This window comes from Anaeropeptidivorans aminofermentans, from assembly GCF_940670685.1.
Lineage (GTDB): Bacteria > Bacillota > Clostridia > Lachnospirales > UBA5962 > Anaeropeptidivorans > Anaeropeptidivorans aminofermentans.
The window spans coordinates 778,830-802,493 of record NZ_OW711693.1 but is presented as its reverse complement, the minus strand read 5'-3'; the positions used below and the strand labels follow the sequence as shown (position 1 = coordinate 802,493).

At 37.7% G+C, this 23,664-nt stretch carries 22 protein-coding genes and 1 pseudogene; 3 read left to right on the top strand and 20 right to left on the bottom strand.

The window, feature by feature from the left end:
* Positions 1-70: 70 nt before the first annotated feature.
* The 3 genes from NBX03_RS03220 to dcd are packed head-to-tail and all read right to left on the bottom strand — an operon-like array spanning position 71 to position 2,315.
* On the bottom strand, positions 71-1,435 hold the full coding sequence (locus NBX03_RS03220; protein WP_250229339.1) for a hypothetical protein: 1,365 nt from the start codon (positions 1,433-1,435) through the stop codon (positions 71-73).
* A gap of 29 nt (positions 1,436-1,464) precedes the next feature.
* A complete protein-coding gene (locus NBX03_RS03215; protein ID WP_250229338.1) occupies positions 1,465-1,746 on the bottom strand; it encodes a hypothetical protein in 282 nt (93 codons plus the stop codon).
* Between the two features lie 50 nt (positions 1,747-1,796).
* On the bottom strand, positions 1,797-2,315 hold the full coding sequence (gene dcd, locus NBX03_RS03210; protein ID WP_250229337.1) for a dCTP deaminase: 519 nt from the start codon (positions 2,313-2,315) through the stop codon (positions 1,797-1,799).
* A 539-nt stretch (positions 2,316-2,854) separates the two neighbouring features.
* Here dcd and ald point away from each other — a divergent pair.
* Positions 2,855-3,967 carry an alanine dehydrogenase gene (gene ald / locus NBX03_RS03205; RefSeq protein ID WP_250229336.1) on the top strand — a complete coding sequence of 371 codons (1,113 nt, stop codon included), beginning with the start codon at positions 2,855-2,857 and terminating at the stop codon, positions 3,965-3,967.
* A 513-nt stretch (positions 3,968-4,480) separates the two neighbouring features.
* Here the strand turns inward: ald and NBX03_RS03200 are convergent.
* The 9 genes from NBX03_RS03200 to NBX03_RS03160 form a co-directional block, all read right to left on the bottom strand.
* The gene (locus NBX03_RS03200; protein WP_250229335.1) at positions 4,481-6,280 is read right to left on the bottom strand and encodes a 5'-nucleotidase C-terminal domain-containing protein; all 1,800 of its coding nucleotides are present in this window, start codon (positions 6,278-6,280) and stop codon (positions 4,481-4,483) included.
* A gap of 795 nt (positions 6,281-7,075) precedes the next feature.
* The gene (locus NBX03_RS03195) at positions 7,076-7,768 is read right to left on the bottom strand and encodes a zinc metallopeptidase (protein WP_250229334.1); all 693 of its coding nucleotides are present in this window, start codon (positions 7,766-7,768) and stop codon (positions 7,076-7,078) included.
* Between the two features lie 115 nt (positions 7,769-7,883).
* Positions 7,884-8,819 (bottom strand): methionyl-tRNA formyltransferase, encoded by a 936-nt coding sequence (gene fmt, locus NBX03_RS03190; RefSeq protein ID WP_250229333.1) that lies wholly within the window; start codon positions 8,817-8,819, stop codon positions 7,884-7,886.
* 12 nt (positions 8,820-8,831) lie between these two features.
* Positions 8,832-9,317: a peptide deformylase gene (gene def / locus NBX03_RS03185; RefSeq protein WP_250229332.1), complete on the bottom strand. Its 486-nt coding sequence runs from the start codon at positions 9,315-9,317 to the stop codon at positions 8,832-8,834.
* 37 nt (positions 9,318-9,354) lie between these two features.
* Positions 9,355-11,796 carry a primosomal protein N' gene (gene priA / locus NBX03_RS03180; RefSeq protein ID WP_250229331.1) on the bottom strand — a complete coding sequence of 814 codons (2,442 nt, stop codon included), beginning with the start codon at positions 11,794-11,796 and terminating at the stop codon, positions 9,355-9,357.
* 463 nt (positions 11,797-12,259) lie between these two features.
* Positions 12,260-12,577: a DNA-directed RNA polymerase subunit omega gene (gene rpoZ, locus NBX03_RS03175; RefSeq protein ID WP_250229330.1), complete on the bottom strand. Its 318-nt coding sequence runs from the start codon at positions 12,575-12,577 to the stop codon at positions 12,260-12,262.
* On the bottom strand, positions 12,519-13,190 hold the full coding sequence (gene gmk, locus NBX03_RS03170; RefSeq protein WP_250229329.1) for a guanylate kinase: 672 nt from the start codon (positions 13,188-13,190) through the stop codon (positions 12,519-12,521). The genes rpoZ and gmk overlap by 59 nt, the downstream gene beginning before the upstream one ends.
* Positions 13,191-13,505 carry an extracellular matrix/biofilm regulator RemA gene (gene remA / locus NBX03_RS03165; protein WP_250229328.1) on the bottom strand — a complete coding sequence of 105 codons (315 nt, stop codon included), beginning with the start codon at positions 13,503-13,505 and terminating at the stop codon, positions 13,191-13,193.
* 32 nt (positions 13,506-13,537) lie between these two features.
* The gene (locus tag NBX03_RS03160) at positions 13,538-14,425 is read right to left on the bottom strand and encodes a YicC/YloC family endoribonuclease (protein ID WP_250229327.1); all 888 of its coding nucleotides are present in this window, start codon (positions 14,423-14,425) and stop codon (positions 13,538-13,540) included.
* A 497-nt stretch (positions 14,426-14,922) separates the two neighbouring features.
* Between NBX03_RS03160 and NBX03_RS03155 the strand changes: the two genes are divergently transcribed.
* Positions 14,923-16,695, top strand: coding sequence for an Rqc2 family fibronectin-binding protein (locus tag NBX03_RS03155; RefSeq protein WP_250229326.1), 1,773 nt, complete (start codon positions 14,923-14,925; stop codon positions 16,693-16,695).
* A 377-nt stretch (positions 16,696-17,072) separates the two neighbouring features.
* On the opposite strand, the gene NBX03_RS03150 is transcribed toward NBX03_RS03155, so the two are convergent.
* From NBX03_RS03150 to NBX03_RS03115, 8 genes and pseudogenes are all read right to left on the bottom strand, one after another.
* Entirely contained in the window at positions 17,073-17,903 is an 831-nt protein-coding gene (locus NBX03_RS03150; RefSeq protein WP_250229325.1) for a DegV family protein, read from the bottom strand.
* A gap of 624 nt (positions 17,904-18,527) precedes the next feature.
* Entirely contained in the window at positions 18,528-19,127 is a 600-nt protein-coding gene (locus NBX03_RS03145; protein ID WP_250229324.1) for a methyltransferase family protein, read from the bottom strand.
* Entirely contained in the window at positions 19,127-19,912 is a 786-nt protein-coding gene (locus tag NBX03_RS03140; protein WP_250229323.1) for an aminoglycoside 3'-phosphotransferase, read from the bottom strand. The genes NBX03_RS03145 and NBX03_RS03140 overlap by 1 nt, the downstream gene beginning before the upstream one ends.
* Positions 19,909-20,553, bottom strand: a pseudogene (locus NBX03_RS03135) (CatA-like O-acetyltransferase). Before NBX03_RS03135 ends, NBX03_RS03140 begins: the two are co-directional and overlap by 4 nt.
* 75 nt (positions 20,554-20,628) lie before the next feature.
* Entirely contained in the window at positions 20,629-21,330 is a 702-nt protein-coding gene (locus NBX03_RS03130; protein WP_250229322.1) for an MBL fold metallo-hydrolase, read from the bottom strand.
* Between the two features lie 233 nt (positions 21,331-21,563).
* Positions 21,564-21,860 (bottom strand): DUF1905 domain-containing protein, encoded by a 297-nt coding sequence (locus NBX03_RS03125; protein ID WP_250229321.1) that lies wholly within the window; start codon positions 21,858-21,860, stop codon positions 21,564-21,566.
* A gap of 109 nt (positions 21,861-21,969) precedes the next feature.
* The gene (locus NBX03_RS03120) at positions 21,970-22,317 is read right to left on the bottom strand and encodes an inorganic pyrophosphatase (RefSeq protein WP_250229320.1); all 348 of its coding nucleotides are present in this window, start codon (positions 22,315-22,317) and stop codon (positions 21,970-21,972) included.
* Positions 22,318-22,343: 26 nt separating this feature from the next.
* Entirely contained in the window at positions 22,344-22,757 is a 414-nt protein-coding gene (locus NBX03_RS03115; protein ID WP_250229319.1) for an NUDIX hydrolase, read from the bottom strand.
* Between the two features lie 542 nt (positions 22,758-23,299).
* Between NBX03_RS03115 and NBX03_RS03110 the strand changes: the two genes are divergently transcribed.
* The gene (locus tag NBX03_RS03110) at positions 23,300-23,653 is read left to right on the top strand and encodes a DUF2200 domain-containing protein (protein WP_250229318.1); all 354 of its coding nucleotides are present in this window, start codon (positions 23,300-23,302) and stop codon (positions 23,651-23,653) included.
* Positions 23,654-23,664: the final 11 nt, after the last annotated feature.

The following is a 23,664-nucleotide window of genomic DNA, read 5'->3' as shown; positions in this document are numbered from 1 at the left end:
TGTAATATTATATGTTATTGTATCTTTATTGTCAATACCTGTGAATATTGAAAGCCTATAGCAAGTAATTTTATGATTTAATTGCTTCTGTTTGCTCCTCCGGCTTTTTCTCTTTTTCAATAGAGTTATTTATTTCCGCTATCTTTTTAAAGAGCTTACTCATGTCGCTTTCTTCCATATCATTTTTATACCCTTTTGAGAAGTCATCAAGGCTTATATTGGCAATGTTTCCCACTTCCTCAATATAGGCTTCGATAATGCTTCCGATGATTTCATCCTCTGTTTTATCTTCATCATGAAGAATAACAAGATTATTCCATATACTTTCATGGATTTCATCGAGCTGGGAAAGCCTTTCTTCAAGTCTTTTCTTCTCTTTTTCATAATTGCCGTAAGTTCTTCTTTTATCGTCTATATTCAAAGTCTTAGCAAGGCCTTCAACTGTTATTACAGTATTCCCAAGCTTCTTCTCTCTTAAAAATGCAGATATTTCCTTCTCGGTTTCATACATGCTGTTTTTAAGCTTATCAAAGCGGTTGGCCATGGTTTTATATTTGTTGAAGTCGGCTATATTTTTCTTAAGCTTTTCCGAGCTTCTTACATTATATTTTTTATACACATAATTCAAAAAATTAGTATAATGAGCGTATACTGCTGTTTTCTTATTAATAATACCAATAATTTTATCATATTTAAGCCTGTTGATTTTAAGCTCTGCTTTGATTCTTTTTCTAAAAATATAGACAAGGGTTATAATAATAATCAAAAAAAACGAAAGCGAAGCCGCCGGAAGGAATATAGATACATTTTTAAATAAGAATAAATAAGAAAGAAGAAGAAGTATAAAACCAAACAGGATTACAAGCCCTATAGAGCTTCTGTATATAAAAGTATGGGCATTAATCATCTGATTATACTCAAATTCAAGCTCCGCCTTTTCTCCCTGCAAAAGGCTGATATCTTTTTTTAATATTTTCTGATTTCTTTCGGCTTCGGGAATATAGTCTACGATATATTTTGCATCGTCAACCATATAATGCATATTTTCAAGGGATTTATCAAAGGAAGTCATCTGATAAATCAAATTGCTCTTATCCTTGCTTAAAGAGGAAAATCGATCCATGAGTTTCTTAAGGTATACTACGTCTTCTTCCGTAAGCTTGTCATATGCCGAAAGCTCCGCCATCTGCTCATCTATTTCATGGATTTTACGTATGAGAAATATTCTCTGCTTGGCAACAGTAACAGCCTCATTGCAAAGCTCAGAGGTTTTTTGGGCCCTGTCATACATGGGATCCTTTTTATCGAGGGATTTAAGGTATTTGTCAAACTGGGTTTTTTCAGCCTTTTTTAGCCTTTTGGGCATAAGCTTATTTATAAAGTTAAGAATTCCAAAAAATAGGGTTCTTTTTGTTTCGCCAGAATATTCTTCCAATAGATTCACCTCAAAAGAAGATATACACTTTACTTCTTCTCAAATATAAAGCCAATTTTAACACAATCTATGGCTATTACCATAGTATGATTATTATGCTTATAAAGTAACGGCTTGTCATCTCTTTTTACTACGATTGCCGTTGTCTTATTTTTTTCGTCCTGCCAATAGCTTAGGAAAAATATGCCGTCGTCTTCTGTTATCTGATAGCTGAAGCCTTTCATATATCTTATGAAATATTCATCCGGGCAGCCAAAGGCCTTTAAAAGCTCCGCCTTTGAATCATTGAATTTTGAAACAACATTATTCATAAAAAATAACTCCTTATTGCGTTTTATGCCTAATTAGTTTTAAAGTAAGCTTATTGAAAGTCCTTATAAAGCATGCTTGGCTGAATACCGCTGTTATTTTGGTATTTCCCTGATTTGTATTCAATATAATCGCCACATATGGTGTGGTAATAAATTTGGCATACCTCTACATAGGGATATATTTTAACAGGCTGAACACAGTGGATTTCAAGGGTCCAATAGCCTTTAAACCCGACGTCGCCAAACCCTGCCGTAACATGGATAAAAAGCCCGAGCCTGCCCACTGAGGAACGGCCCTCAAGCATGGGAACACAATTAAGCGTCTCCGTATATTCGTGGGTCCTGCCGAGATAAAGCTTACCCGGCTCAAGCCAAAGGCCGTCCTCCGGTATCTCAATCAATTTTGCCTCATTTTTCTTTTTCATGTCCAGATTATGTTCTTCATATACAAGCATTTCGTTATGTAATTTTAAATTATAGCTGTTGGGATTAAGGGCTTTTTTGTCGAAAGGCTCAATTATAATGTCTTTTCCCATTCGCTTTTCTATTTCAAGTCCTGAAAGAATCAAGTTATTTCCTCCTTATAGTAAATCGCCTTATGCTGGGTTTTGTTTTATATTGAAGCGCATAAACATGGAAGGCCATAATCTATTCGCTCTCTGTTCCATCTTTAAAGAATACCATAACATATGCCTATCATCAACAGGTAATATTCAAAGAAACATTCTCAATCTATTTATTCATAAAAAAAATACATGAACTTAGGCATTGGCCTATTCAGACGATTATAAAAATACACCGAAAACTTGAATATAAAAAGAGCATGTATACTGTATTTTTTTTGATATTTTTACTTATTTCGTATTAATAACTAAATGTTTTGTATTATATTTAAAGTCCAGGGCATTTCTATGAAACCAAATCTCAATAAACATAAGCTTCCTGACACAATGCATAAGTAAAGCTTTCTGTCATATTGCATAAAAATCATTTGACTTATTCAGTATATTCAAGATATGGAATATTAAATATTTCCAAACATGGTTAAATATCCGGTTGACTTTTTCAAATCACGATTATAAAATGGGTATACAAGGAGGGAATATTAATGAAAATCGGATGTGTCAAAGAAATCAAGAAACATGAGTACAGAATAGGTATGACCCCTGATAATGTTAAGGCTTACGTAAACAGAAATCATGAAGTTTTCATCGAAAAAGACGGAGGCTTAGGCTCAGGATTCACCAATGAACAATACGCTGAAGCAGGCGCTGTAATTTTAGATACCGCGGCTGAAGTTTGGGCAAAGAGTGATATGATAATTAAGGTTAAAGAGCCTTTAGCAGAAGAGTATCCTTTAATGCGCGAAGGTCAAATCCTCTACACTTATCTTCACCTTGCAGCAAGCGAAGAGCTTACCGACGCATGTCTTAAATCAGGCGTAAAGGGCGTTGCCTATGAAACCATAACCGATAGAAATGGCGCATTGCCTCTTCTTAAGCCCATGAGTGAAATCGCAGGGCGCTTAAGCGTTCAGGAAGGCGCAAAATGCCTTGAAAAGCCTATGGGCGGTTCAGGCGTATTATTAAGCGGTATCCCCGGTGTACCAAGGGCAAAGGTTGTTGTTGTAGGCGGCGGTGTAGTTGGAACAAATGCGGCTAAAATAGCCATAGGCATGGGCGCCGACGTTACGATTATCGACTTATCTCTTGACAGGCTTACTTATCTTGATGACCTTTTCGGCAACGCCATCAAAACTGTTTACAGTACAGACGCTGCTATAGAAAAGGAAGTTGCTGCTGCCGATTTAGTTATAGGAGCAGTTCTTGTACCCGGTGCTGCTGCACCAAAATTGATTAAACGCAAATATTTCAAAAACATGAGACCTGGAAGCGTTATCGTAGACATCGCTGTAGACCAAGGCGGCTGCTGCGAAACTACACATGCTACTTACCACGACGATCCTACATTCGTTGTGGATGGCATCGTTCATTACTGTGTTGCAAATATGCCTGGCGCAACCCCCAGAACAGCAACACTCGGCCTTACAAACGCTACTTTAAGCAGAGGCCTTTTAATCGCCGACAAGGGCTTGGAAGCCGCCGCTCAATTAGACAGCGGAATCAAAAAAGGTATCAATGTATATAACGGCGAGCTTACCTGCAAAGAAGTTGCTGCTTCCTTCGGAAGAAGCCATAAGGATATTGATTCATTAATTTAATAAATTATAGTAAATTTAAAATTAAACAGTAAAAAACCATCTATTCTTTTAGGCTCAAAAATATGCTGTTTCCGAAGGAAAACCGGCTTTTTAGTCTATTGAATAAAGTTTTATTACTTCTTTATAAGAAATTTACTGCGTATAAAAAAGGAGCGGATATCCGCTCCTTTTATTTTTGTGAAAAGGTAAAACTTAGAAAACAAGGTACCTCATGCTTCAAGGGTTGATTGTAAGTTTAGAACCTATGGCCCTTTTGCTTTTATTCTGTACAGGTATAGTAAATTTCACAGAAGGAAGCAATAAAAATCTATTTTTCATAAACGGCTTAAACATATAGAATCCCTATGTTTAAGTCATTCAAAATATACGATTTTTATTACTGTTTCATTTGAAATTTACTATAGTTGTCTCCGGCAAGCCTAAAGTAAAAGCAAATTGGCAATGCTGTTTATTCATTATGAATTTGAGTATATAATTGGGATTGCCGAAGCAATCCCAATTCATAGTTTATTATTAGTTTTGCGGAAGAAGAAGCTTCTGTCCCGGGAAAATAAGATGGGGATTTGCAAGCTTATTAATGTCTGCAATTGCTCTCCATGTAGTATTGAATTTCTCGGCTATTTTAACTAAATAGTCGCCGGAAACTACTATGTATTCATCAGTAAGCACTTCTGCTGCTGCAGCCGGTTCATCAACAGGCTTTTCTTCTTCTTCTGGGGCAGGTTCACTTACAGGAACTTCTTCTGCCGGTGTTTCAGTTGCCGGAACTTCTTCTGCGGCTTCTTCGCTCTTAAGGTCTGCTATTCTTCCCATTTCAACTGCTGTAAGGTCTGCGCCGGAAGCAATATAGCTGATAAGGGCCTCGTCAAGAGAGCCGTATTCCATATATCCGTCTGTAACTGCAAGCATTGTATAATTATCTCCGCCTGCTACCATAAAGTCATTGGTTGCAAGTTTATATGTTTTTTCAGGGTCGAGGGCTGTGCCGTCGTTAAGCTTAACAGATGTGATTCTGCTGCCTGCTGACTTTGTAGAATCCATTGTTACCTTCATACCGCCTACCTGTGAGTAATGGCCTGCTGTTTCAGGGTACGCGCTTACGCCGTGCTCCAAAGCTTCTAATACTGCAGAGCCTTTAACGTTTACAGTACAGATAAAGTTTCCGAAAGGAAGAACTGTAAGAACGCTTCCCTTTGTAATATCGCCTGCTTCTATAGATGCTCTTACACCGCCGCCGTTTGTTATAGCTATGTCAGCACCGGTAGCTTCCATCATAGCGTCTGTTATCAAGTTCGCAAGATTAGATTCTGTTGTTCTAACCACTTCTCTTGCGCCTTCAAGCTTAACAGGTGTTTTTCCTATAACTTCGGAAGTAATTTTTTCATTTTCAACCTTGGTTTTTTCAATTACTTCAGTGACAGCTGTATCAGGAGCCATGCTGCTTTGTTCGGCAGTAGGCGTCTTCATAAGTTCTGCCTTTTTAGATATAACTTTTCCGTCTTTTATATTAAGAGTCACTGTACCGATATTGTTTAAATATTCGCCGGTCTGAACTAAAAGGCAATTGCCTACCATTTTTCCCTCGGGAAGCTCAGTATGGGAATGTCCGTCTATTACAAGGTCGATTCCTTCTACCGCTGCAACAGCGTCGCCTCTTTCTTCGGCAAGGGTTTCACCGTCAACGCCTAAATGGGCAATTGCTATAATGACCTCTGCGCCTTCGGCTTTCAAAGTTTTCACCATTTCCTCTGCAACGGGAACCGGTTTTAAAAATTCAAGCCCTACAACGTTTTTAGGATTTGTTTTAGTGACTGTCTCAGGAGTTGCAAGACCGAAAAAGCCAACCTTAACACCGTCAATTTCTCTGATTTCATATTTTTTAAATAAGGATTGATTGCTTTCTTTTACCATTATGTTTGCAACAAGAAGGTCAAAATTCATTGATTGCTCAAGCTCTTTCAAACGAAGGTAGCCGTAATTAAATTCATGGTTTCCGGCAGTCATAAAATCATATCCTGCAGCATTCATAACGTCAACTACACTTTTCCCTCTTGAAATTGTTGCAAAGGGTTGTCCATGAATTACGTCGCCTGCTGAAATTAAAAGAACATTTTTACCCTCAGCTTTTAAACCCTTTACATAGCTTGAAACATATGCTTCTCCGTCAACTCTTGAATGTACGTCGTTGGTATGAACTACTACAAGGCTTGTCTCCTTAGACTCTTCTGCGGCAAACACAGGAAAAGCCATTGAGAACACAAGTGAAAGAGCTGTGAATACAGATACAAGCTTTTTGAATCTTTTTATACTCATCTTTACCCTCCTATAGTAAATTTCAAATTAAAGGGCAACAAAAAACCATATCTTCATTGCAGTTCAAAAATACACTATCGTGCTGTTCCTAATTTAGATTTACTGGATTTATATACTCTAAGGGTTCATATGTATAGCCTGTATCAATCTAAATCTATTATGTCCGTATTTTGAGCCAATGGCAATACAGCGAAACAAATTAATTACAGCAGCAAAAGCCGTTTATGAAAAATAGCGTTTTGTTACTGCCTTAATCTCGTTTTGCTTTAGGTTTTTGTTTCTTTCTTGAAATTTACTTTAATATAAAATATGGTAAATATAGCTTACCATATTTTGTATGTGAGGGAAAGTATAAAACCGATAAAAATATTAAATTTACAGAAGAACTTGTACAAATAAAACTCCAAAAAATGACACGCTTATAATAAATTTAAAATTAAATAGTAACAAAACCGTATATTCGCGCAGGCTCAAAAATGTATCGTTTCCAAAAGGAATTTGTGCTTTTTAGTCTATTAGTGAATAGGCCTTTGTTACTCCTTTATGAAAAGTTATACTTGATTTAATATGAAATAGTATCATTGTCAATTTACTTTTTCTTATTTTAAGCTGTCTCAATCCAAATATTTACTTTAGTATAAAAGCAAATCGGCTATACTGTATAAGTCTAATAAGAATAAAAACAAAAAATACCCCCTGCGTAAAACCGCAAGGAGTATGGTTTTTTAATATGCTGTTTTTGATTACAGTTTCTGTTCATACATTTCTCTTTAAGAAATATCTTCATAAATAAAATTAATCTCTTCGCCTTCCTGAAAGGGCAAGGAGCCTTAAAAACTGGGAGATGGTTAAAAACAAGGCGGCTACATAAGTCATGGCAGCAGCATTCAGAACCTTTTTGGCAGGTGCTATTTCATCGGGATATAAATAATTTCCGTTTTCAAGCATCCGAATAGCTCTTTTAGAAGCGTTAAACTCCACTGGCAAAGTAATTATCTGAAAAACAACGGCCCCTAAAAAAAGAAACAATCCTAAATCCAGCAAAAAACCGCCGCCGAATATTAAACCTATAATAAATACAGGGATTGCCGCACTTGAAGAAAAATTAACTACAGGAACAAGGGCTGTTCTTATACCGAGAGGAACATATCCCATATAATCCTGAAGGGCATGGCCTGTTTCATGAGCGGCAATGCTTAAAGCAGAGATGCTTCTGGAATTATATACGCCCTCAGAAAGCCTAAGAACCTTGCTTCTAGGGTCATAATGGTCTGTCAGCTGTCCCCTTATGCCTTCAACGGAAACATCCGTTATGCCGTTTTCAAGCAAAAGCTGTCTTGCGACGTCTGCTCCTGTGTAACCTCTTCTGTTAGCTATTTTAGAATATTTATTATAATTTCCGCTTACCTTCGCCTGGGCAATCATTACAAGAATAAGTGCAGGTATAAGAATTATATAAGTATAATCAAAATAAAACGGATAAAACATATATTTTCCTCCTTTCGGGAAAGCGAGTCCTGCAATGCCTTAAGTTCAAAGCATTGGCTGTAAGCTGTATAGATTTATTCACTATAATTATATACGTATAAAAAATGAAAACGTCTTATTTATTCTCTAAAATCGTGTTTTTTAATATTTCATGGCCTCTCAAATAGTCGGCCGCAAGCATTCTTTTTTTGTTTAGGGCTTGAATTTCCGTAAGGACTACCGCTCCGTCTCCGGTTTTTACCACAATACCCTTACTTTTAAGAATATCTATTATTTCTCCTGGAGAACCTTTATCATAGCCTTCTGTAAACTCTGCCTTAAATATTTTAAGCATTTCTCCGTTCATATAAGAAAAAGCGGCAGGCCATGGATCAAAGCCCCTTATTTTATTTATTATTGTTTCAGCGCTTTGACTCCAGTCTATTATGCCGTCTTCTTTTTTAATCAGAGGGGCATAGGTGCTGAAACTGTCTTCTTGCTTTATTCTTTCTGCATCTCCCTTTTCGATTAAATCCAATGCCTCTATAATGGCGTCGCCGCCTAATAAAGCAAGCTTATCATGGAGGGTTTGAAAATTATCTTCGGGAAGTATTTCCGTTTCCTTTTTCAGTATCATATCCCCTGTATCAAGGCCTTTATCCATCTGCATGATGGTAATGCCGGAATATTTTTCCCCGTTTATGATGGCCTGCTGAATGGGCGAAGCTCCCCTATATTTGGGAAGCAAAGAAGCATGGATATTGATTGAGCCGTATTTCGGCATATATAATATTTCTTCCGAAAGAAGCTGCCCGTATGCCGCCACAACGAAAACATCGGCGTCATATTGTTTAAGCACCGAAATAAAGCCTTCTTTCTTTATTTTCTCAGGCTGATAAACTTTTATACCTTTTTCTAAGGCCGCTTCCTTAACCGGGGGCGGCTGAAGCTTCTTCCCTCTGCCCTTTGGCCTGTCGGGCTGGGTAACAACAGCTAAAACCTCGTGGGCTTCCATCAGTCTTTTAAGAGCGGCAGCCGCAAATTCAGGGGTTCCCATAAATATTATTTTCAAAGCCTTCTACCTCTATTCTTCCTCTTCGTCGTCGTCCTCTTCTTCATAGCCTTCTATTACCTTATCCGTATAAAGAACGCCGTTTAAATGGTCTATTTCGTGGGAAAACACAATGGCCAATGTTCCTTCAACCTCTAATTCAAGCTCGTTTCCATGTCTGTCAAGGGTCTTAAGCTTCATTCTTTCAGGTCTTTCTACATAGCCGTTTTTGCCGGGTATGCTAAGACAGCCCTCTATATTAATCTGGGAGCCTTCCACCTCTAATATTTCAGGGTTTATAAGCTCTATAACTTCATTTTTATCTTCGCTTATATCAACTACCACAACCTTTTTTAAAACCCCAATCTGAGGTGCCGCAAGGCCTACGCCGTTGGCAGCATACATGGTTTCCGCCATATCATCTAAAAGAGTTATTATTTTTTCATCTATTTTTTTAACAGGCTTTGATATTTTTCTTAATATTTCATCGCCTTCAAGTCTTATATTTCTCAGTGCCATGGTAATCCTCCTTATTTATATGTCTTAAAAATTAATTCTATACGCTTACAAGAGGGTCGAGGGTTAAATTAACGTTAATCCCCTCTAAATTTTCTTTCTCCTTAAGCTTTTCTACGCAGTAAAGAACATAGTTTTTAAGTCTTTCTTCATCTTTGCATTTTATTATAATTTTCCATCTGAATCTCTTTTTTATTTTTGATATTAAAGCAGGGGCAGGGCCCAGGGCCTCAAAATCACCGCTTTTATTATATACCTTCATAATATCGCTTAGCTTAAACAAAAGCTCTATTACCTTTTTCTCAGATTCCCCCGTAAACAATACCGTGAAAATATGGCAATAGGGCGGATAATCCATCTGTCTTCTAAGGGCAATCTCATGGCTGTAAAATCCTTCATAATCCCCTGTTTTGGCATACTCCAAGGCATAATGCTCGGGGCTATAGGTCTGGATGAAAACTTTGCCGAGACCGTCTCCTCTTCCTGCTCTGCCGGAAACCTGAGTCAGAAGCTGAAATGTATTCTCCCCGCTTTTATAATCGCCGGCATTAAGAGAAACATCCGCCGCAACAACCCCTACGAGAGTAACATTTGGAAAATCAAGGCCTTTTGCAATCATTTGGGTACCTATGAGTATTTTAGCCTTCCCTTTTCTAAATGCCGAAAGTATTTTATCATGGCTGTTTTTTCCTGAGGTGGTATCCATATCCATTCTTAAAACAGGAACATCAGGAAAAAGAGACTTGATTTCATCTTCTATTTTTTGAGTGCCCACACCGAAATATCTTATATATTTTGAGCCGCACTGAGGGCAGTATTCAGGGTTTTGCTCCTCTTTCCCGCAGTAATGGCATATAAGCTTATTTGAATAAAGATGGTATGTATAATTGATACTGCAGTCCTCGCATTTTACTACATAGCCGCATTGGCGGCAGGATACGAAAGTGGAATGGCCGCGCCTGTTTAAAAAAAGAATGGTCTGGCGACCCTTTTCTATATTTTCCTTCATGGCTTCGTAAAGGGCCCTTGAAAATATAGAGCGGTTCCCTTCTACAAGCTCTTTTCGCATGTCTATGATATCAACTTGGGGCATTTCCCCCTTTACCCTTTGTCTCATATGAATAAGCTCATAGTCCTTGTTTTCCGCCTTGAAATACGTATCCACCGATGGGGTAGCCGAGCCTAAAACCACCAAAGCATTGCTGATTTCGCCCCGTTTAAAGGCAATTTCTCTTGCATCGTATTTGGGAGAGGTTTCGGATTTATAAGTATGCTCATGCTCCTCGTCAATAATTATTATACCCAAATTATGAAAGGGTGTAAACACAGCGCTTCTAGGGCCTATCATAACAGAAACCTTTCCTTCGGCGGCATTTTTCCACTGGTCGTACCGTTCTGCCATGGTAAGCCTTGAATGGGTTACGCTTACCTTTTCACCGAAGCGGTCTACAAATCTTCCAACTGTCTGGGGCGTAAGAGAAATTTCCGGAACGAGAACAATAGCTTCTTTTCCTTCTTTTAAAACCTCTTCTATGATGCTCATGTAGACCTCTGTTTTTCCGCTCCCTGTAACCCCGTGGATAAGAACAGGCCTTTTTACACTTTTATTTTCTTTCATAAGGGCTTTGATTCGCTCGATTGCTTCTCTTTGCTCATCATTCCATATAATATTCTTTTCTATTACTTCGGAAGAAGGCCTTGCGGTTTCTCTTCTTACTTCTTTCTCAAAAAGCTTCACAATCCCTTTTTTTACAAGGCTTTGAATAGGAGAATCAGTAATGCCAAGGCTCTCTTTTAAGGCTTTGACAGGAGTTTCTCCCTTTTCCAAAAGAAAATCATATACCTTCTCTTGGGCAGTCCCTTTTCTAATAGATTCTTTGGAGACCTTTTCCGAAAGAGCCGCATATTTAACGAGTCTTGCCAAATCCTTCATGGTCTGCTTTTCTTTTTTTACTATTATCTTGTTCTTTATAAGCCCATTCAGTATATTTGAAGCATTTGCTCCAAATGAAGCGATAATATCCTGATGGCTTGCTTCTTTTCTATCTGAAATATAGTCATAAATTTCCTTCTGCCTTAAGGTTGCGTTTTCCGGAATAGCCTGATTAATTTCATATATATAGGAATTTTTATAAGAGATTCCCGCAGGCATAATGCATTTAAGGCATTCGGAATAGGACGTGAAATATTTATCGCTCATCCACTTTGCAAGAGCAAGCATTTCAGGAGTAAACATCGTATCAAGAAGGGATATGATTTCCTTTACCTCAAAATTCTCCGGAGCGCTTGTCCTATCTGAAAGACTCACCACGTACCCCTCGTATTTTTTGTTGCTTCGGCCGAAGGGCACGACAACTCTTGCACCTTTATCAATAAAAGGCGCAAGCTCCTCTGGAACCTTATAAGTAAAGGCTCTGTCCACCTGTTTATTTGAAATTGAAACTATTACTTTCGCATAGTTTATCTTTTCATTACCCTTCAATTTTATTCCTCATTTTCCGGAGCTAAGGCCATTTTGCTCTATACAGCAAATTTAAAGTTAAGCAGTAGCAAAACCGCACATTCACACAGGCTAAAAATATAATACAATAAATTAACTCTTACTTTACAGGTTAATTTATTGTAAAGGCAATTTCACTATGCTTCCTGCTGCAATCCGTGTTTTTAAGCAGTACCTAGCAAACAGGGCAGCTGTGTCTTAAAGATACCCTGTTTCTTAGACAGCAGGACAAAACCCGTATAAATATAGTAAAGTAGCTTTAAGGCAGTAACAAATTATTTTACTATATATCCAAGTTTTATTCTCTTGTGAATCGGTTTTTGTTCCTGATTTGTAAGAAATTTACTATAAAATTAATAGCTCCTGTAATTAAAAGCCCCGCAGAATAAGCGGGGCAAAGATTATCGGCTTACGGTTTATCTCAATAAAGCATTGATTTTTAGAACTATTCTTCGCTGTAGGAAGAATCTGCAGCAGTGTCTTCATAAGCTTCCTCGGGAACGTAGGAATCTTCATTTCTGTTTTCCCCGGCTTCTCCTGCATCCAGCGTAGTTACGAAAAGCTTTCCTTCCGCAAGTTCTGCAACAGCTACGCTTACCGCCTTATCTACCTTGCATTCAGCCAAAGATTCGCTTCCTGCTATAATCTGTCTTGCCCTTTTGGCTACTGCCATAACTATGGTATAACGGCTGGTAATTTTATTATCAAGCTTTTCTGACTTGTTCAGTAAATTCATCAGCTCCGTATAAGAAGGACGTAACATCAAATTCATCTCCCTTAAAATTATCAATATCGAATAAATTCCTGTGGGGCTTCAAATATTCAGCCTCAACTATAGTATCTATCTTTTTAACGGCTGTATCAACCTCATCGTTAATCACAAGATAGTCGTATTCGTTTATAAATTTTATTTCATTGCTGGCTCGTATTATTCTTTGTTCTATGGTCAGCATATCTTCTGTATTTCTGTTGAAAAGCCTTCTTGTAAGCTCCTCCATAGTAGGCGGCATTAAAAATATAAGCACACAGTCTCTTCCGAATTTTCTCCTTACCTGGAGAGCACCTTCAACATCTATTTCAAGAACTACCGCCTTCCCTTTTGCTATTTGTTCTTCAACATAAAACCTTGGGGTTCCGTAGAGATTTCCGCAGAATACGGCATGTTCTAAAAGCTCGTTATTATCTCTTTTTTTCGTAAAATCTTCTTCGGTGCAAAAAAAGTAGTCTTTGCCGTCTACTTCCATAGGTCTTTTTTTCCTTGTTGTCATGGATATGGATAAGGCATATCCCTTTTCAGGGTCCAGCCTTTTAACCACAGTACCCTTGCCTGAGCCTGAAGGCCCGGATATTATTACAAGCATTCCCTTACTGTTCATTTATAAACCCTCCACGGTTTCTTCCTTCTGCTCAAAGCTTCCTCCGCAATCGGAAAACTCCTTAGAAATCATCCTGTTTGCAACTGTTTCCGGCTGGATACTCGAAAGTATTACGTGGTTGCTGTCGGTTATGATAACCGCTCTTGTTCTTCTGCCGTAGGTTGCGTCGATTAAAAGCTTATCTTCTCTTGCCTCTTGAATAATCCGCTTTATTGGAGCCGATTCAGGGCTTATGATGGCAATAATCCGATCTGCCATAACGATGTTTCCAAAGCCTATATTAATAAGCTTTACTTGACTGCCGTAGCTAATCATAAAATGTCCTTTCGTTAACCTCTAAGGGCTATTTATTCTATGTTCTGTACCTGCTCTCTTATTTTTTCTATTTCGCTTTTCATTTCCACAATCAGCTTTGTTATTTCAATGTCTCCTGCCTTGGAGCCTATGGTATTCACTTCTCTGTTCATTTCCTGTACAAGAAAGTCTAATTTTCTGCCTACGGAAATTTTCTCGTTTATGATTTCGTCCATCTGAACGATATGGCTTTTAAGCCTTGTGATTTCTTCGTCAATGCAGGATTTATCGGCAAATATGGTGATTTCTGTAAGAAACCTTCCTTCGTCGTATTCCACCCCTGAAAGGGCCTCGCTTAATTTCTGGCTTAATTTCTGGCTGTAATTTTCACTTACATAAGGAGCTCTTTCGGAAACCTTTTCCGTCAAAGCTCTTATGGTAGAAAGCTTTTCCAAAATATCTCTTTTTAATGCGTCCCCTTCTTGAATTCTCATAGATATAAACTCCGAAAGAGCGGCCTCCAAGGCCTTGTCCAAGGTTTCTGAAACCTCAGAAAGAGTTTTCTCGTCGTCCATATTTTTATCTATACTAATGATATCAGGAAAATGAGCGATTAAAGAAAGGCTGGGCTCGTCCTTCAGGCTGTAACGGGCCGCTATTTTTCTAAGTTCACTAACGTAAGAATCTGCCAAAGCCTCGTTAAAGGTGATTTTTATATCGTCTTTAAAAAGTGTCTCGTAGGAAATATAAACGTCGGTTTTTCCTCTGAAAACCTGCTTTGATATGGTTTTTCTAACGCCGTCTTCAAGAGAAGACATAATTCGGGGCAGTTTTATATTTACATCGTTATACCTATGGTTTACAGATTTGATCTCAACTATGATTTTTCTGTTATACAGCGTGCATTCACCACGGCCATAGCCAGTCATGCTTTTTAACATTTTTTACCCCTCTAATCCTCATTTTATTTCATAATATTATATATTAACACTTACTTTACGTCAACCTCATCATGTCTTTGGAGCAAAGGCTTAAAGGGGTTTCACTGCCGCAAAAATGAAGTTTTTACCGGACGCTGCAGGACAAAAGTAAAATTTTTATCATTTCTCTTAGCTCAATTTGAAAATATTACTTTTTCCTCATTTTTATGCAAATAAATTCCGTCAAAACGTTTAAAGTCCCGTCACTTTTTAAAGTTTTTTATACTATAATTTTATAGTAAAATAGGTTTATGGATAGAAGCAAATATTTCCTTTATCTTTATAGCTGTAAATAAAAGATTTTAATATCATATAGAAGGCCTTAAACAAAACACCCATTCAGCCATAAAAAAACCCTCACTTAAAAAATATTTGCACGCTTATGCTTGTATAATTTTTTATATTCCCTTAGTATTATGCTATACTATTTTAAAGCGTCACACTCAGGAGGTTATACTATGCCATTAGACGGTATTGTAATATCAAATATAAAATCCGAGCTTCTCAAATTAAAAGGAGCAAGAATAGATAAGATACACCAGCCGGAAACCGATGAAATCGTGCTGATTATAAGGGGATACGGGGAAAGCTACAGGCTATTGCTTACGGCTACAAGCCAGAACCCAAGAATCCATTTTACTGAAATATCAAAGGAAAATCCTAAGACGCCCCCTCTTTTCTGTATGGTTTTAAGGAAACATCTTTCAAACGGAAAAATAACTGCTATCCATCAGCCGGATTTTGAAAGAATCGTAGAAATTTTCATCGAAGCCCCCGATGAAATGGGGGATATATACGAAAAACGCCTTATCATAGAAATCATGGGAAAACACTCCAATATTATTCTTGTGGGGAAAAATAACACCATCATCGACTCCATAAAGCATATATCCTATGATAAAAGCTCTGTAAGGCAGGTTCTTCCGGGAAGAGATTATTTTTACCCACCTTCCCAGCAAAAGCTGAACCCCCTTTTACTTTCGGAAGATGAATTTCTTAAAAAAATGGAAGAAGCAGGCCCTATGAAGCTTCAAGAGGCCATTTATAAATCCTATAACGGCATAAGCCCCGTAATGGCAAGCCATCTATGCATCAATGCCCAATTAGACCCTTCTCTTTTTATAGCGCAAATTGAAAAAGAAGGCATCTACAGGCTTTATAATGCGTTTTCTAAAGCCATGGAAAATGTCTTGCAGGAAAAATACGCCCCGCAGCTTATCTATGAAGCTTCCGGTGAGGAGGTAAAGGATTTTTATTCCTTTCCCATTTCAGTTTATGAAAATAACCCTAAAAAAGAGTTTGGCAGTATTTCCTCTCTTATCGAAAACTTCTATATCGATAAGGACAAGCTCTACAGAACAAAGCAGAAAACACAGGATTTAAGAAAACTTGTTCAAAACCATATCGACAGATTAGTAAAGAAAAAGGAAATACAGATTAAAACCCTGAAAGAAGTTGAAAACAGGGAAGCCTACAGAATAAAAGGAGAGCTTCTTACTTCAAATATTCATTCTGTTGAAAAAGGAATGACAAGCTTTACCGCAGTTAATTTCTATGATGAAAATATGGCCGAACTAGCCATAGAGCTTGACCCCAATATGACACCTTCGGAAAACGCCCAGAAATACTTCAAAAAGTACAATAAAGCCAAAAGAACATTTGCCGCCCTGCAGGAGCAAATGGTTCAAACCGATGAAGAGCTTTATTATCTGGATTCTGTCATGAGCTATCTTTCAGGCAAGCTTGAAGAAAGAGACATAAAGGAAATCAGAGCCGAGCTTTCCGAAGAAGGCTATATTAAAAAGCATAAGGAAAAGGGCAAAAAATCCGAATCCATGAAGCTTAAGCCCATGCATTTTGTATCAAGAGACGGCTTTGATATCTATGTAGGAAAAAACAATAAACAAAATGACGAGCTTACATTGAAAATCGCTTCAAATAACGATATATGGCTTCACACTAAAAATATTCCCGGCTCTCACGTCATCATCAAATCCATGGGCCGTGAAATCACCGACAAGGCCATAGAAGACGGCGCCATGCTTGCCGCCTATTTTTCAAAGGGCCAGTCCTCCTCTATGGTGCCTGTTGACTATACCTATAAGAAAAACGTTAAAAAGCCGGCCGGCGCAAAACCCGGAATGGTTATATATGAAACAAATAAAACCGCATACATTACCCCGGACATCAACATTATAAAAGAACTTAATAAAGACGGGATAAGTTTATAAGATAATGATTATAGTAAATTTAAAGTTAGACAATAACAAAACCGTATATTCCTTGAATTCATATGAAATAGCAGCATTAGCAATTTGCTTTTTTCTTGTTTTATACCCCTAAAGCAAATGCTTATAAAGGTATAAAAGAAAATTAATTATACGAGAATTCAAAAATATATTTTTTATTAAGCGGGCTGGAAAAGGATACAGGCGTAAGCCTGTAAATCTTTTTTAGTGAGCGTTTTCTTGTTGTTATCAAACTTGTTTTTGTTTGGTAACGATGAATCCATAGCGAATCGGTTTTTGTTACTTCTTTATAAGAAATTTACTGTAAAATAAAAAACCGGCTTTCGCCAGTTTTTTATTACCGGCGAAAGCCGGTTTTTTTAAAATGCAATTATAAGTCCCTGGTCATTTGCGTAGGTTGAGCAAAGGCCAAAAGTATCTATAATTAAAACCTCTTTAAAGCTTGCCTGCTTCAATATTTCATTTTTAATAAGCTCTGCCTTGTCTTTACACCTTACGTGGCTTATGGAAAGGGTTCTGTCCTTGCATATTTCCTTATCCGCTCCGATAAGCGAAGCAATTTTCATATAAGCCTTTTGGGTTCCCATGGCCTTGTCTATCATTTCCGCTCTTCCTTCTATTGCGGCGCATATAGGCTTAATAGATAAAAATGAGGCAACCTTGGCAACCATAGCATTCATTCTGCCGTTTCGAACAAGATTATCATATCTTTCAAGAATGAAGTACGTTTTAGAATTCTTCAAAAAATTATCTACTTCCTCTACGATTTCAGACTCAGATAAATTTTTCTTTATACATTCCGCAAGCTTTACAAGCAGAATTGTTTCTCCTGCTCCTGCGGCAGTGGAGTCAAATATATGTATGAATTTTTCTCCAAATTCATCAAGATACATTTGTTTTGCAAGTATCGCATTGCTGTAGGCGGCACTTAAATGCTGAGAAATGGTTATAACAAATACACTTTCATCGCCCTTGTACTTTTCCAGAAAAAGCTCTGGTGACGGGGCGGAAGTCTTAACTACATTGCTTTTAAGCATATGATCTATAAAACTATTCACATCAAGGTTTTCATCATCTACGTAAAGACTATCGTCCAGCTGGAGGTTAAAGGGGATTCTCTCAACCTTTATGCCAAGTTTATTTAAAAGATCAATATTATAATCACAGGCGCTGTCAACTACTATTTTCATAAAAAACCCCTTACTTATATAGTATTTAAAACCACGTGTCGTAACGTTCATATTTATATATTAAATCATAATAAAAAAAATTTCAATAGTAATTTATACATTTACTAAAAAAAGAGGCAGATTTAACTATTTCCATACAATGCCTGAAAATAATCAAACCACATATATTCAGTAAACTTTTCAAATTTATTAAACAGAGACCTCAAAAATATATTTTCAAGAAAAAGTAAATCCTACTGAAACGTCAAAAGTCCAACCCCATAGCATATACCGAAGATATTATGCACAAGGCTTTTGCGAAGCAAAAATCCTGAGGAGAAAACCGCAGAAATAGCCTGCTTTAATATTTTGATGCAACTCCCCAAAACTATGCCGCATATTTTGAGGGGTTTCGATAATGAAGTCTTTTTTTATAGCAAAATAGGCTGGCTTTTGGATTTTTCAGATACGCCCTAATATACTTAATAGTATTTACGTTTAAATAATGGTATATCTTTATTTTACCTTTATTTTTTTATAAAATACTTCATAAAGCTATTTTTCAGATATAAAAATACAGATATTACAATATAAACCGAAAAATAAAAATGAGCTGTTTATATTTTACTTATATATTCCTGCATATTAATTTTTTCGCTGCCCAAAATATCTCTGGGTTTTGGCTTTATAATTAAGGTATTCCTCTCCGAAGGCATCGGAAAGAAACTTTTCTTCTCCTAAAATCTGAAAATGAAAAAGCGTAACTGCCAGGGCCCCAAAGGCAATATGAAGTAAATTGGGAAAGGCCAAGCCGCAGCCTATATACAGCAAATCAAAGCCTAAAAATGCCGGATTACGGCTGAAACTATAAATGCCCCCCGTCACCAATTTAGTATCCTGCTGGGTACTGAATCCCGCTCTCCAATTACGCCCCATAACCACCACAGCCGCAATGAAATACACATTACCCAATAAAACTAAAATTAAACCGCAATTCTTCATCAAAGGAAACACAGGAAAAGACCAAAGAGCTTTTGGGAAGGCGATGCTAAATAGTTGGACCCCTGCCCCCGTGTAAGTAACAATTTTAAGGGCAGTTTCAAAGGCAGCTCGTTCTTTCGGCTTCTCCCCTTTTCCCAGAATATCGGCTTCAATCCCCTGCCGCCTAAGCATAAGGTTTTTCAAAATATAGGCACCATAGAAAACGGCCCACAAAATAAGAAATAAAATTTGAACAACAGGCATTATCCAAACACCTCCGCCGCTGCAATAACGCGAAGCATATCCTCATTGACTTTCTCCCGGCCGTAAGCGTCTATGAAGCGTTTACGGTATTGATCTGTTTTAAGATAAAAAAAGAGCGACCAAGTGGCCCAAAATATATCCGCATGGCGATCCCCCATACCTGCATCGGCAACATCAATAAAGCCCCTGAAGTTCCAATCCTCCAGTATAATGTTTGGAAGGCAGTAATCTCCGTGAAGAAATGTATCCGTTTTCAAAAGATGCCCTTGAGCCTCTACCACCGACCATGCTTCCTCTTTGCTTTTATAGCTTAATTCATCAGGCATTGGCCTTTTATTAAAAACACCGGCGCTTTTATTCTGTTGAGCCTTAACCAGATAGTCCTTGGTATGGTTTGGAACAGGGCAATCAGAAAAGTCCATGGCGTGAAGCATGGCAAGGCACTCTGCAAGCGTATCTGCAAGCCGTTCCGGTTTTGCTAAATATTTTTCTGCCGTACAGTCCTCTCCGCTGATTTTTTCCGTAAGCAGCCAGTCACGCTCCTTGGAAAGATAATAAAGGACCTCGGCAGACAACCCTTTGCTATGAAAACACCTTGTCATTTGGGCTTCCCGCTCTAAAGCACCTTTTGCCGCAGACTTTAAAAAGTATCCCCTGCCCTTCTCTATGAAAATTACCTGGGTCTCTTTTGAGCTGCTGCTGTCGTATAGTTTGGCTCCGGAAATAAAAGAGCGAAGCTCGGCGGGATATATAGATAAATCGGGAATTATAGGTTTTAGAATCATATTTTCAATAACCTTTCACAATCATTTGCTAATGCCTGCAATCCTTCTGCAAACTTTCCAACGTGATAACCGTCGCAGACAGCGTGGTGAACTTGGATTGCGATAGGAAGCAGTATTTTATCATTATCTTTTTCGAACTTCCCCAAAGTAAAAATAGGAGCAAATCCCTGGTCAGGTACATTAATGTTCATTCCCGTAAAATGGAGCCACGGCAAAGAAGATATATTCAAAATATTCGGAGGATAATAGGGCTTTGGCTGGTCTTTTCCGTTTGTAAATTACTCAATGTCTTTTATACAATTGCGGTAAAACACACTAAAATCATCATTATATTCTGTCCAAATGCCAGAAAACACTTCTGAACCTTCATTCATTGACGTATACAACGGGTGAACAATATTCCAATAACCTAAGCGGTTTTCTTCGTCAAGGGCCATTCTAAATTCCTTAAGGCTATTTGCATTTTTTGATAATATTCATATAAGCGCCGGATATAGCTGAATGCCCCGTTCCTTTATTACATTCCGTATCTTTGTAATATCCAGCTGAATGGTCAAGCTGTAACAGCACTGCATTTTGTAAAACCGCTCAAAGGCTTCACGCCTTGGATAATCAGCCATATTAATAAGTTGAAATTTCATATTGCCTTGGCCCCTCTATATTAAGTGCAGAATTTATAAATGGATTTTCATCCTTTTATATTTTATGCGTATGGCTTAGTTTTCCGGTTGGTAGATGCCGCCGTGATAGCAGTAATAGGCCTTCACATTCATTGCAAGCAGTTTCTCCATTGATTTTTGAGCCTTTATAATATCCAATGTAAATTGCGGATTTGCAATAACCGGAAGCCTGTCTTCTAAAGCAATGGCATCTCCTGTTATAACAATAGATTCTTCTTCCAAAAACAGCGAGATATGGCCCGGGGTATGGCCCGGGGTCGCAATAACAAGACAGCCTCCGCACCAATCAAAACGCTCCCTGTCATTAATCAGCCTATCTACCGGAACCGGCTCAACCCTTCGAAGCATATCGCAGAATGCCTTTCCAAAGGCCTGCTGGTCCGGCGGAAGATTATTTTGCATTTCTTCCGCTTGACAAAGGCGAAGGGGTTTTTCCTCTGCCGAAATAAAGGGCGCTTCCTCGGGGGAACTGTATATTTGTATTTTGGGATTTACGCTTTTCAGTGCCGCAGCCGCCCCCATATGGTCATGGTCGTGATGCGTCAGTACAAGCCCTGTAATATCTTTAAGAGAAAGCCCGTGGAATTGGAGTTCCTTTTCAATCATCGGCAAGGACCCAATAAAGCCGCAATCAATTAATATAATATTCTCCTCATCCCATAAGAGAACAGGGTGTATTGTATTTGGAATATCTCCAAATTGCATGGTTATGCTAAGGGGTAAGATTTTATATTGCATATCTTTGATACCTCACTTTTAGTTTTATAGTAAAATAGCTTTAAGGCAGTAACAAAAAACTATTTTTCATAAACGGCTTAATATAATAGAAACCCTTATATTAAGCCATTCATAATCAACAAAGCTGAAAATATCTTTGTTGATTATAAGGGGGCGTTCGCCTGAAAACACTTTTACAGGTTTACGAAGTATAAAATACACGATTTTTGTTACTGTAATTAAACTATTTTACTTTATTCGAAAGACTGCTCTCTTATCGTAACGTGCACCCTATCCCCCGGCTCCTTACCGATTTTTTTACGAATATCCTTAAGGATACCTATAATATAGCACACAGAGCCATCGGCATTTTTTATGCCCATATGAACAATGCTTCCATCATACGGTTCTCCGTCGAAGGTCGCATGAACCTTTACTCTGCCTTTTCCGAACTCCTCACGGATATCGTATGGAAAGCATACATAAGCCCCTCCCTTGCCTGCTTCGGAGGCTTGAATCAATGTATCGTATTCATAGATTTTTTTGCTCATTTTGCATTACACCTCCTTATTCCGTGTCTCTTTCCTGTATTCATCGGGCATTTCCAAATAGAAAGGGCGCTTTAACATCATCCGGCGCAGCTTCTTCCTGAGTTCGATTTTATCTTTTTATGAGAATGCCCTTCATCATTTCCGTTTCGTTATGAATTTCATATACAAGATTTTTTTCTTCTTCCGTACAGCCAATGAGTATTTTTATTTCGGAATCGCGTTTTGTTAAATCTACAGTGCATATGATAGCATCTGCTGCGGCTTCCTGCCTTGTTCCTACCCATACGTCTATGCCGCCTCCGTCCATGGAAGCGGTGTTTTCCAGATAGCCGTAGTCTACTTTATATATGAAATCAGGATATTTGGGATGAGCGCTTCCTTTTGGCCTGTCGATGATTATTTTTGAACTTTCAACTAATTTATCTATCATTTCCCAAAATTCCTCTTTATAGCTCATAAATACCTCCTATGAAAAGGCCTCTATTATTTAAAAATATGCTCTCTATATATTTTAATCTGCTCCATAATATGGCCTATATTGCCTTCTCCCGCATATTTAGACATATCAAAAAAGTCACAGTCTATCCCGGACCAATAAAGCTTATTTTCATCGCCGAATATGGATAAAGTTCTGTTAAGCCTTCCCGCATATACCTCTACTTTGCAATCGCCTAAATAATATACAAAGTCCATCAAATGGGTTAATGCTATATCCTCTTTCTTTATAGCCGTTTCCTCAAATAATTCACGATATGCTGCCTCATCGGAGTGCTCATGTTCTTCCTTTTTTCCTCCTACGAAATTAAAAAGGCCTATATAGGGGTCTTTTTTCCTTTCGCACATCAGAAGCTTTTCACATGAAAAATCAAATACGGCTATTAAATTATATACCTGCATACCTGCACTCCTTATCTAAATCTTAAATTAGGTTAATAAAGATGAAAAAATGTCTGCTAACCATAATAGGGCACTCACTAAAAAACAATTTATAGGCTGGCTTCTGCATCATTTTTTAAGCTCCCTCCGTATAAAAAGCACATTTCATATACGAAATGTGCCGCTATTAACGATAGGAAAGGACTTAAGCTCTTGTGACCGTTAACATCACCACGGCTAATATCCCTTAACATCATTTAAGGGAAAATATATGAATTTACAAATTAAGTAAAGTTCGCGTTTATGCCGGCTTTATGCCTTTTATATAAAGTCTTTGGCTGATGTATTCAATTTTTAGCCTATTCTAGCATGTTTGACAGAAAATTGAAAGAATAAAGTGCGTTTAATAAATAATCTTGGTTTTCACATAAGAATTATTAAAACCCTTGATTATCTTGCCGGCTATCAAAGAATACTATAAAATTATAATAGTATTCTATAGTAAGACAAGCTATTATTTCGCTTTCTATATATTGTATTTATTTTAAGATGGGAGAAAAAAGATGAAAAACCCAAGAATTTTTAAAACACCATTTAACAGTGTTTATCCCCTTTATGTAAAAAAAGCAGAGAATAAAGGCCGTACCAAGGCTGAGGTCGACCAAATTATTCTTTGGCTGACAGGATATGATGAGGAAGGCTTAAAAAGGCAGTTGGATAGTGATATTAACATTGAAGACTTTTTTGAAAACGCACCGGAAATGAACCCTAACGCTTCACTGATTACAGGCTCTATATGCGGATACCGTGTTGAAGAAATAGAGGATAAAATGATGCAAAAAATACGTTATCTTGATAAACTTATCGATGAATTAGCGAAAGGGAAAAGCATGGAAAAAATATTAAGAAAATCATAAAACTGATTTAT

What these genes read in the sequence shown, in the direction of transcription:
- NBX03_RS03145 (WP_250229324.1), bottom strand. Translation starts at nt 19,127, where the DNA reads ATGCCTGTTGTTCAAATTTTATTTCTTATTTTGTGGGCCGTTTTCTAT.
- remA (WP_250229328.1), bottom strand. Translation starts at nt 13,505, where the DNA reads ATGATTAGCTACGGCAGTCAAGTAAAGCTTATTAATATAGGCTTTGGA.
- def (WP_250229332.1), bottom strand. Translation starts at nt 9,317, where the DNA reads ATGGCACTGAGAAATATAAGACTTGAAGGCGATGAAATATTAAGAAAA.
- NBX03_RS03120 (WP_250229320.1), bottom strand. Translation starts at nt 22,317, where the DNA reads ATGAGCTATAAAGAGGAATTTTGGGAAATGATAGATAAATTAGTTGAA.
- ald (WP_250229336.1), top strand. Translation starts at nt 2,855, where the DNA reads ATGAAAATCGGATGTGTCAAAGAAATCAAGAAACATGAGTACAGAATA.
- NBX03_RS03160 (WP_250229327.1), bottom strand. Translation starts at nt 14,425, where the DNA reads ATGTTAAAAAGCATGACTGGCTATGGCCGTGGTGAATGCACGCTGTAT.
- NBX03_RS03150 (WP_250229325.1), bottom strand. Translation starts at nt 17,903, where the DNA reads ATGAAAATAGTAGTTGACAGCGCCTGTGATTATAATATTGATCTTTTA.
- gmk (WP_250229329.1), bottom strand. Translation starts at nt 13,190, where the DNA reads ATGAACAGTAAGGGAATGCTTGTAATAATATCCGGGCCTTCAGGCTCA.
- rpoZ (WP_250229330.1), bottom strand. Translation starts at nt 12,577, where the DNA reads ATGTTACGTCCTTCTTATACGGAGCTGATGAATTTACTGAACAAGTCA.
- NBX03_RS03195 (WP_250229334.1), bottom strand. Translation starts at nt 7,768, where the DNA reads ATGTTTTATCCGTTTTATTTTGATTATACTTATATAATTCTTATACCT.
- NBX03_RS03125 (WP_250229321.1), bottom strand. Translation starts at nt 21,860, where the DNA reads ATGAGCAAAAAAATCTATGAATACGATACATTGATTCAAGCCTCCGAA.
- NBX03_RS03130 (WP_250229322.1), bottom strand. Translation starts at nt 21,330, where the DNA reads ATGCAATATAAAATCTTACCCCTTAGCATAACCATGCAATTTGGAGAT.
- NBX03_RS03110 (WP_250229318.1), top strand. Translation starts at nt 23,300, where the DNA reads ATGAAAAACCCAAGAATTTTTAAAACACCATTTAACAGTGTTTATCCC.
- NBX03_RS03200 (WP_250229335.1), bottom strand. Translation starts at nt 6,280, where the DNA reads ATGAGTATAAAAAGATTCAAAAAGCTTGTATCTGTATTCACAGCTCTT.
- NBX03_RS03155 (WP_250229326.1), top strand. Translation starts at nt 14,923, where the DNA reads ATGCCATTAGACGGTATTGTAATATCAAATATAAAATCCGAGCTTCTC.
- NBX03_RS03215 (WP_250229338.1), bottom strand. Translation starts at nt 1,746, where the DNA reads ATGAATAATGTTGTTTCAAAATTCAATGATTCAAAGGCGGAGCTTTTA.
- NBX03_RS03115 (WP_250229319.1), bottom strand. Translation starts at nt 22,757, where the DNA reads ATGCAGGTATATAATTTAATAGCCGTATTTGATTTTTCATGTGAAAAG.
- NBX03_RS03140 (WP_250229323.1), bottom strand. Translation starts at nt 19,912, where the DNA reads ATGATTCTAAAACCTATAATTCCCGATTTATCTATATATCCCGCCGAG.